The sequence below is a fragment of the Micromonospora sp. DT44 genome (genome assembly GCF_049841635.1).
Classification (GTDB): Bacteria; Actinomycetota; Actinomycetes; order Mycobacteriales; family Micromonosporaceae; genus Micromonospora.
Genome location: NZ_JBNCKS010000109.1, coordinates 1 through 9,194, shown reverse-complemented (window position 1 = coordinate 9,194; position 9,194 = coordinate 1). Strand labels below are relative to the sequence as shown.

Annotated in this window: 7 protein-coding genes and 1 pseudogene; 6 read left to right on the top strand and 2 right to left on the bottom strand. The window is 72.3% G+C overall.

Features of this window, described 5'->3' with window-relative positions; translation table 11 throughout:
• Positions 1-138 precede the first annotated feature (138 nt).
• Positions 139-558, top strand: a complete 420-nt coding sequence (locus ACLQ25_RS32175; protein WP_425734494.1) for a YchJ family protein — start codon at positions 139-141, stop codon at positions 556-558.
• Positions 559-594: 36 nt separating this feature from the next.
• Here ACLQ25_RS32175 and ACLQ25_RS32170 read toward each other — a convergent pair whose 3' ends face one another.
• Positions 595-1,854 carry an MFS transporter gene (locus ACLQ25_RS32170; RefSeq protein ID WP_425734493.1) on the bottom strand — a complete coding sequence of 420 codons (1,260 nt, stop codon included), beginning with the start codon at positions 1,852-1,854 and terminating at the stop codon, positions 595-597.
• Between the two features lie 692 nt (positions 1,855-2,546).
• Positions 2,547-3,353 (bottom strand): annotated as a pseudogene (locus tag ACLQ25_RS32165) (mechanosensitive ion channel family protein); the annotation flags it as partial.
• Positions 3,354-3,528: 175 nt separating this feature from the next.
• Between ACLQ25_RS32165 and ACLQ25_RS32160 the strand changes: the two are divergent.
• The 5 genes from ACLQ25_RS32160 (at position 3,529) to dinB (ending at position 8,952) form a co-directional block, all read left to right on the top strand.
• Positions 3,529-4,659 carry a peptidoglycan recognition protein family protein gene (locus ACLQ25_RS32160; RefSeq protein WP_425734492.1) on the top strand — a complete coding sequence of 377 codons (1,131 nt, stop codon included), beginning with the start codon at positions 3,529-3,531 and terminating at the stop codon, positions 4,657-4,659.
• 176 nt (positions 4,660-4,835) lie between these two features.
• Positions 4,836-6,410 carry an FMN-binding glutamate synthase family protein gene (locus tag ACLQ25_RS32155; protein ID WP_425734491.1) on the top strand — a complete coding sequence of 525 codons (1,575 nt, stop codon included), beginning with the start codon at positions 4,836-4,838 and terminating at the stop codon, positions 6,408-6,410.
• Between the two features lie 590 nt (positions 6,411-7,000).
• Positions 7,001-7,180, top strand: coding sequence for a hypothetical protein (locus ACLQ25_RS32150; protein WP_425734490.1), 180 nt, complete (start codon positions 7,001-7,003; stop codon positions 7,178-7,180).
• 89 nt (positions 7,181-7,269) lie between these two features.
• Positions 7,270-7,707: a VOC family protein gene (locus tag ACLQ25_RS32145; protein ID WP_425734495.1), complete on the top strand. Its 438-nt coding sequence runs from the start codon at positions 7,270-7,272 to the stop codon at positions 7,705-7,707.
• A gap of 57 nt (positions 7,708-7,764) precedes the next feature.
• Complete coding sequence (gene dinB / locus ACLQ25_RS32140) at positions 7,765-8,952, top strand: DNA polymerase IV (RefSeq protein ID WP_425734489.1); 1,188 nt, start codon at positions 7,765-7,767, stop codon at positions 8,950-8,952.
• The last annotated feature ends 242 nt before the right edge of the window (positions 8,953-9,194 follow it).

Sequence of the window (9,194 nt, the reverse complement as noted above, 5' to 3'; positions counted from 1 at the left end):
TACATCGCCCGACAGCTCTACCGCACCATCACCACCCACCACCGCACCTCTTGACAACCCCACTCACAGATCGGCGGCGGGTCAGGGTCGGCGGCGGCCGGTCACCGGGGCCACCCGGTGGTGCGGCAGGATGGCCGGGTGGGCAAAGCGGGACGAGGCCGGCGGGCGAACGCGACAACCGGCAGACTCTGCCCCTGCGGCACCGGCCGGGCGTACGCCGACTGCTGCTCCCCCGCGCACAGCGGCGACGCCCCGGCGTCGACCGCCGAGGCGTTGATGCGCTCGCGGTTCAGCGCGTTCGCGCTGGGCGACACCGACTACCTGCTGCGCAGTTGGCACTCCATGACCCGGCCGGAGCAGCTCGATCTGGACCCGGCGCAGCGGTGGATGCGGCTGGAGATCGTCGAGACCGAGCGGGGTGGCCTGCTCGACGCCACCGGCACCGTGACGTTCCACGCCCACTACCGCGCGGCCGGCCAGCCGGGCACGCTCACCGAACGCAGCCGCTTCGCCCGCGAGGACGGCCGCTGGGTCTACCTCGACGGCGACCAGTCGTAACGGGGGCGCCTGGGCGACCGCCGCCGGGCCGCACCCTCAGCCCGGGCCGCTGCCCACGACCGCGGCGACGCCGCCGCTCACGGCCGTCGAGCGCCGGCGGCGGATCAGCAGCGCCAGGCCCACGATGAGGTACGCCCCGGCGGCCACCGCGAACGCGACCGCGTTGCCGGCTGCCGTGGCGACCAGCCCGTACCCGGCGTACGTCCCGATGATCAGCACGTCGGTGAGCATCCCGGCCAGAGAGGTGACGGTGGCGCGGCTGCCGCCGGTGATCCGGGCCTGTAGTCGCGCGTCGGCCAGGACGGTGGCCAGTTGCGCGGCCGCGAACGCCACCGCGAGCAGCACGAAACCGGCCGGGTGCCGGACGAGTGCGCCGCCGGCCAGCGCGACCGCGACGATCCCCAGCAGCGCTGCGTAGCCGCGGCGGCCGAGCCGTTCGCCCATCGGGGCGAGCAGCCCGCCCACGGTCACGCCGGCCCACAGCAGCAGGAGCAGCAGTGGTACCGCCCGTGCGCCGGCGCCGGTGTCCAGGGCCAGCAGCGGCGTGTACTCGTCCAGCGCTCCCCAGTCGGCGGCCACCACGGCGACCAGCAGCACGGCGGCTCGCACGGGTGGCCGCGTACGAACCTGCCGCACACCGGCCCGCAGCGTCCCGGCCCAGGTCAGCTCGTCGTCGTGGTCGTCCGGACCGGACTCCACGACCGGCGACGGGCGGTGTTCGGGGAACCGGGTGGCGACGGTCGCGGCGAGCAGGCAGGCGAGCACGCTGCCCGCGCCGACCGCCGGGTACCCACCGGCGGCGAACACCGGGCCGGCGAGCACCCCCGTGACCACCACGCCCAGGACGCCCGCGGTGCGCGCGCGGCCGAGCACGCGGGCGTACCGGTCGCTGGCGTCGAGGCGGGCCAACTCGGTCCAGACCAGTGCCTCCAGCGCGCCGGAGACCAACGCGCCACCGGCGCCCCAGAGCAGGAAACCAACCGCGAAGGCCGGGTACGACGGGAGCAGCACCCACAGCGCGTAGCCGGCGGCGGTCACCAGCGGGGCGAGGCACAGCAGCAGCCGGCGGGACACCACGTCGGCCCACGCGCCGGACGGCACCTCGAACAGGATTCCGGCGCCCGACCAGATGACGAACAGCGACGAGATCTGCCCCACCGACAGGCCGGTGTCGGCGAAGAGCACCACGTACAGCGGGTAGAGCAGGACGAGGTCGCTGAGGAACGCGTACCCGTAGAGGGTCGCCGAGAGGCGGCGCACCGCCGGGTCGGGCACGCGCGCGGCGAGATGGTTCATGGGGACCTTCCCGTGGGAGTGGACGCGGACACCGGACGTGCGGTGTCCGCGGTGGCCCACGGGTGTGGCCTACGGGGCGGGATCAATGTCGCCAGGTCATATCGGCGATGGTAGACCGGTCGCGCCGACGCCGGCCAGGCCTTTCGACGGGCCGGGCGAGACGGGAGCGGGGCGGAATCCCGGTGGATTCCGCCCCGCTGGCCCTCCGCTCGACCCGACCCGGCTCAGCGCCGGTCGGGGTCCACCGGCGGGATGACCGTCGTGGTCTCGCTGTCGTCGCTGGTGCGCTGCCCGGGGACCACACCACCGCTGATCACCTGGGTCGTGTCGGCGTCCCGGCTGGGGCCCACCACCTGCGTCGTGTCGTCGGTGGCCTCCCGGGCCGGGGCGGCGTCGGCGGACGTCTCCCGGCCGACGACCTGGGTCGTGTCGTCGGTCGACGACCGCACCGGCGTGGCGTCCGCGTCGGACGGGCGGGTCACCACCTGCGTGACCTCGGGATCCGACTGGCGAGAGGTCACCTGGTCGGCGTCCGCGTCGGACGGGCGGGTCACCACCTGCGTGGCCTCGGGGTCGGAGTGGCGGGTCACGATCTGCGTGGCCTCGGGGTCGGAGTGGCGGTTCACGATCTGCGTGGCGTCCGCATCCGACGGGAAAGTCGTCGTCGACGTGCTGTCGGCCTCGAAGGGACGGCCTACGGCCGACGTGCGGTCCGCGTCGGCGCGGGCGGCGGCCGACCGGGCCGCTTCGGCCTCGGTGCGGGCGGTCTCGGCTCGTGCCGCCTCGGCCTCGGCGTCGGCGCGCGCGGCCCGGTAGGCGCGGGTGTGGGTGGCGATCGCCTGCGACTCCTGCTCGGCGCGGGTCAGCCACGACTCCCAGCGATTCTGCATCGGACGGATGAGGCCACCGCCGACTCCGACCACGAGGATGCCGCCGACGGTGGCCAGCACGGCGATCAGCACCGGGGTGGTGACCGCGGTGGCCACGCCGATCTGGTTCAACGCGGCGATGACGCCCAGACCGAGGATGAACACCGAGGCGATGCCCGCCAGGGCCCGGCCGTACGACAGCCCGCCGAGCGCGCCGCCGATGATGTCCTTGACGGCGTTGGCGATGGCGGCGGCGACCACGACGATGACGATCGCGACGAAGGCGCGGGGCAACCACGCGACCACGGCGGTGATGAGGTCGGAGATCGGGTTGGGTCCCCAGATGCCGAAGGCGAGCTGGAGGGTGAGCAGCAGCACCGCGTAGTACGCGAGCTTCGCGACGATGTCGCTGGCGTCGTACCGGGATCGGTTGAGGGCGCGACGGATGCCGCCGCGCTCGACGGCGCGGTCGAAGCCGACCCGTTCGAGGATCTTCTCCACGATCTTCAACACGGCCTTGGCGATCAGCCATCCGGCCGCCAGGATCGCCACGAAGGCGACGGCTTTGGGCAGGAAGAGCATCACCGAGCGGAGGGCGTCGCCCACCGCGTCGCTGACCTTGTCACTCATCTGGTTATTCCTTAAGAGGCAGCGCGGACAGTCCGCCCCCGACCTACCCCCAACAGCGGACACGGAAACGCGACTGGCTCTGGTGCGCGGCCGGGTCTGGCAATATTCTCCGTGGTGCGTGCGGCCACTGGAGCTACTTTTCATCCCCCCGCCGTCGGCCGCAGGAGGAGATGTCATGCACGTCGAGCATTCCGAAGTGGACCGCCGGACACTGCTGCGCGCCGGTCTCGGCGCGGCTGCGGTCGCCGTCGTCGGAAGCGAACTCGCCTTCTCGGGCGCGGCGCAGGCCGCCCCCGGCACGGACCTGGACTGGATCATCGGCTGCGACGAGTGGGGCGCCCGCCCACCGGCGGACCCGCTGTCGGTCAGCGCCATCGCCACCAACAAGATCATCGTGCATCACATGGCGTTCCCGAACGTCACCGACTACTCCCGCGAGCAGGCGGTCAAGCTGGCCCACGACTGCCAGGACCTGCACGTGGACGGCAACGGCTGGTCGGACACCGGTCAGCACTTCACGGTGAGCCGGGGCGGCTACGCGCTGGAGGGCCGCCGGGGCAGCCTGGAGCGCCTCGAAGCCGGCGACCGCCAGATGATCGCGGCGCACTGCCCGGGTGAGAACGGCCGGGCCATCGGCATCGAGAACGAGGGCACCTACGTCACCGAGACGCCACCGGAGGCGCTCACCGACTCGCTGGTCAAGCTCTGCGTGACGATCTGCCGGCAGTACGGGCTGCACGCGTACGACATCTTCGGCCACTGGGACTTCCGCACGACCGATTGCCCCGGCGCGGCCTTCTACCGGCAGTTCCCCGAGCTGCGGCGGCGCGTGCACGCCGCCCTCGGCACGTCGCTCGGTGACGTGCCGGCCCGCCGCTGGCCCGACCTGTGGCGGTTCGTCAACTCGCCGTCGGTCCGGGTGGTGCAGCACCTGCTGGCCTTCCGGGGCTACGCCGTGACGGTCAGCGGCACGTTCGACGCCGCGACCGTGGCCGCCGTGCAGGACTGGCAGGCCCGCAACGGCATCCCGGTCGACGTGGACGCCACGCTCACCACGGCGACCTGGGAGACGCTGGCGCCCGAGTTGGACCAGCACGCCAGCGGAGCGCCGGTCACCGCGGTGCAGGAGATCCTGGCCAAGAAGGGGTACGCGGTGACCGTCACCGGGGCCTACGACCACGCCACCCGCAGAGCGGTGCAGGACCTGCAGGCACTGCACGGTCTGCCCCGCAACGGCAAGCTCAGCACCAGCACGTGGTGCACGATCGTCGGCGGGTCCGTCCGCGAGACGTTCCGGCACCGCTGAGCCACCGGGTGCGGTGCGGGTTGAACCCGCACCGCACCGGGCCCGCCACAAGCGCGAAGGCGCGCGCGCCTCGTTGTCGGCTCTTCTCAGCGGCCACAACCCGGCCTGGGTCCTGACCAGCGCGTCGGCGCGACTGGCCGGTTTGGCCGACGGCGCGGGCGGAAAGAGTGCTGGTCATGACTTGGGCCCGTCGAGCCGTACCCACGGTCGCCGCCGCCGTCGCGGCGCTCGCCGCGAGGGATCTGATCCAGCGCGACCACGCGCTGCTGCGCAACTTCCCGGTGCTGGGCCGCGCCCGGTACCTGCTGGAGGCGATCGGGCCGGAGCTGCGGCAGTACATCGTGGCGGGCAACAACGAGGAGCGCCCGTTCACCCGGGACCAGCGCCGCTGGGTGTACGCGTCCGCCAAGCAGGAGAACAACTACTTCGGCTTCGGTACGGACAACGACATCGAGTTCACCCCCGGGTACCCGATCATCAAGCACCGCACGTTCGGCCGGGCCGTCCCACCGTCGTCGCCGACGGCCGGGCACGACGTCCGACTGCCGTGCGCGAAGGTACTCGGGGCGGCCCGGGGTCGAGCGCGCGCCTTCCGGCCGGGGTCGGTGGTCAACATCTCCGGCATGAGCTTCGGCTCGCTCTCCGGCAACGCCATCACCGCGCTGAACAAGGGCGCCGCCCTCGCCGAATGTCTGCAGAACACCGGAGAGGGTGGCCTGTCGCCGTACCACCGCAACGGCGGTGACCTAATCTTCCAGCTCGGTACGGCGTACTTCGGCTGCCGCGACGAACACGGCCGGTTCAGCCTCGACCGGCTCAAGGACCTCGTCGCCGGCGCTCCCGTGCGCGCCCTGGAGATCAAGCTAAGCCAGGGGGCGAAGCCGAGCCTCGGCGGCCTGCTCCCCGGAGCGAAGGTGTCCGCCGAGATCGCCGCGACCCGGGGCATCCCGGCCGGTCAGGACTGCGTGAGCCCATCGCGGCACGCCGAGTTCTCCGACTGCGACAGCCTGCTGGACTGGGTGGAGCTGCTGGCCGCCGAGACGGGCCTGCCGGTGGGCATCAAGTCGGCGGTCGGCGACCTGAGCTTCTGGCAGGAGCTGGCCGGCCTGATGCGCGACACGGGCCGGGGCGTCGACTTCGTGACGGTCGACGGCGGCGAGGGAGGCACCGGCGCCGCACCGCTGATCTTCACCGATTCGGTGTCGCTCCCGTTCCAACAGGGCTTCTCCCGGGTCTACAAGGTCTTCGCGGAACACGACCTGCACGAGCGGGTGGTGTTCATCGGCAGCGGCAAGCTCGGCCTGCCGGACAACGCCGTGGTGGCGTTCGCGCTCGGCTGCGACATGGTCAACGTGGGCCGGGAGGCGATGCTGTCGATCGGCTGCATCCAGGCGCAGAAGTGCCACACCGACAGCTGCCCCACCGGGGTGGCGACACAGAACGCGTGGCTGGCCCGGGGCCTCGACCCGACGCTCAAGTCCGTCCGGGCAGCCAACTACCTGGCGACGTTGCGCCGGGACCTGACCAAGGTCGCCGAGGCCTGCGGCGTGGAACACCCCGGCCTGATCGGCACGGACGCCGTGGAGATCCTGGACGGCCGCACCGGCTCCACCCCACTGCACGAGGTGTACGGGTACCGGCCGCACTGGGGGCTGCCCTCCCCTGCCGACCAGAAAGAGATCATCCGGCTGATGACCCCGGAGGCGCCCCAGGGCGGCAGCGCCCCGCCGTCACCCACCGCCGTCGGCTGACCCCGCCCACGGCCCACGGCCCACCACCGCCTACCGCGCCCGACGCCCGACGCCCGACGCCCGACGAGCGTGATGCCCGACGAGCGTGATGCCCGACGAGCGTGATGCCCGACGAGCGTGATGCCCGACGAGCGTGATGCCCGACGAGCGTGATGCCTGGGAGTCATCAAGATGACTCCCAGGCATCACGCTTCTTGTGGTACTTCCGTCCCGAGGCCTAAGCGGTGCCAATCGACACCTGCCGAGAAGCGGGTCCGCCAGAGTCTCCTTCAGCGTCACCCAGCGCCGCGCGAATAACTCGTGGAGTCGTGTTCCCGGCCGGCCTATGGTGGCGCGGTGTTGATCCGACGCGAGACCCCCGCCGATGTCGACGCCATCCGGGCCGTGCACGCCGCAGCCTTCGCCGCCGCCGACCACGGCCCTGCCGACGATCCGGAACACGGGCCGGAACACGCGCCGGAACACGGGCCGGAGCACGCGCCGGAACACGGGCCGGAGCACGCGCCGGAACACGGGATCAGCACGGACACCGCCACCAGGAGCACCGACGGCGGTCGCGACGGTCGCCCGACGCCCGAGACGAGGCGCTCGTGGTGCTGCTCGGCCACCCCGATTACTACCCGCGTTTCGGGTTCCGGCCGGCCGTCGAGCTGGGCATCACCCCGCCGCAGCCGTGGGGCCCGCAGTACTTCATGGCCCGACCGCTGACCGCCTGGCACGGATCGATCCGGGGCGAATTCCGCTACGCCCGCCCCTTCGGCGACCTGTGAGCTGACCGCGGCCGTTGCGCACCGATCCTGTCGGTCCGTCGCGAGAGGATGGCGACATGACCGACCAGACCGGAAACGAGGATGCTGCCATGGCCCGTGAGGTGCAGATAACGTTCGACGCTGCCGATCCGGCCGCCCTGTCGGCGTTCTGGGCCGACACCCTCGGCTACGAGTTGCAGGGCCCGCCCGTGGGCTTCGACTCGTGGGAGGCCGCGTTGGACGCGATGGGTGTGCCGCCGGAGCGCCGCAACGACGCGTCGGCGGTGGTCGACCCCACGGGGGCGGGGCCACGGCTGTTCTTCCAGCGGGTGCCGGAGGGCAAGCAGGCCAAGAATCGCGTCCACCTCGATGTGCGGGCCGCGCCGGGGCTGACGGGCGACGACCGGATGGCGGCCCTGGAGGCGGAGGCCGACCGGCTCGCCGCTCGGGGCGCCACGCGGCTCGCCCGACACGAGCCCGCTCCCCCGCTCGGCGCCGGCCACATCGTCATGGCAGACCCGGAGGGCAACGAGTTCTGCCTCGACTGAGCGGGCGTTCTCCCAGCTCACTGCCGTGACGATCGGCCGTCATGCGAACATGTGTACGTGTCGCACGGCGCCCACATCCTGCACGCCGACCTGGACGCCTTCTACGCGTCGGTCGAGCAGCGTGACGACCCGCGCCTGCGCGGACGGCCGGTGATCGTCGGCGGCGGCGTGGTGCTGGCCGCCAGCTACGAGGCGAAGGCGCGGGGTGTGCGCAGCGCGATGGGCGGTCAGCAGGCACGACGGCTCTGCCCGGACGCGATCGTGGTGCCGCCCCGGATGTCGGCATACACGCAGGCCAGCCGGGCGGTGTTCGAGATCTTCCGGCAGACCACGCCGCTGGTCGAGGGGCTCTCCATCGACGAGGCGTTCCTCGACGTGGGCGGGCTACGCCGGCTGGTCGGCACACCGGCCGACATCGCCCAGCGGCTGCGCCGGGAGGTCCGCGACCGGGTCGGCCTGCCGATCACGGTGGGTGTGGCCCGGACGAAGTTCCTGGCGAAGGTGGCCAGCGGAGTGGCGAAGCCGGACGGGCTGCTGGTTGTCGCCCCCGACGCCGAGACGGCGTTCCTGCATCCGCTGCCGGTGGAACGGCTCTGGGGCGTCGGTCCGGTCACCGCCGCGAAGCTTCGGGAACGCCGGATCCGTACCGTGGCGGACGTGGCCCGGCTCGGCGAGGCCGCGCTGGTGTCCCTGCTCGGGGCCGGCACCGGTCGGCACCTGCACGCTCTCGCCCACGACCGGGACCCCCGGGCGGTGCAGGTGGGCCGCCGCCGGGGCTCGATGGGCGCGCAGCACGCGTTGGGTCGTACCCCGCATGCGCCGGAGGAACTGGACGCCATCCTCGCCGGCCTGGTCGACCGGGTCACCCGACGGATGCGGGCGGCCGGACGGTCCGGACGGACCGTGGTGCTGCGGCTACGTTTCGGCGACTACACCCGCGCCACCCGCTCGCATACGGTGCGCAAGGCGACTGCGGACACCAGCCCACTGCTCGCCGCCGCCCGGACACTGCTGCGGGCCGCCCTACCGGAGATCGACCGGCGCGGCGTCACCCTGCTCGGCGTCTCGGTCGGCAACCTGGACGACAACCCGGTGCAGCCGGAGTTGCCGTTCCAACCCGACACCGGGGCCGACCTGGACGCCGCCGTGGACGCGGTCCGCGACCGCTTCGGCTCGACGGCACTCACCCGGGCGGTGCTGCTCGGCCGGGCTCCCGATGTCGAGATGCCGCTATTGCCGGACTAGGGCCGGTTTCATAAGGGCGGTCGAGCCGAGGCGGAGTCCGGGCGGCGATCCGGCAAGGCGCGGTTTCGTCCGGATACCGGTGTTGTATCCGGACGAAACCGCAACGCCGTCGGTCGTCGTCCGGGCCCGCCGCAGGCCGGCCAGTTCTTATGAAACCGGCCCTAACTTGATCTTTAACCTGTGCGGCGTGGCCTAGGGCTATTCGAAGTCTTCGTTTTCTTCGTGTCACTCTTTGGTTTTGT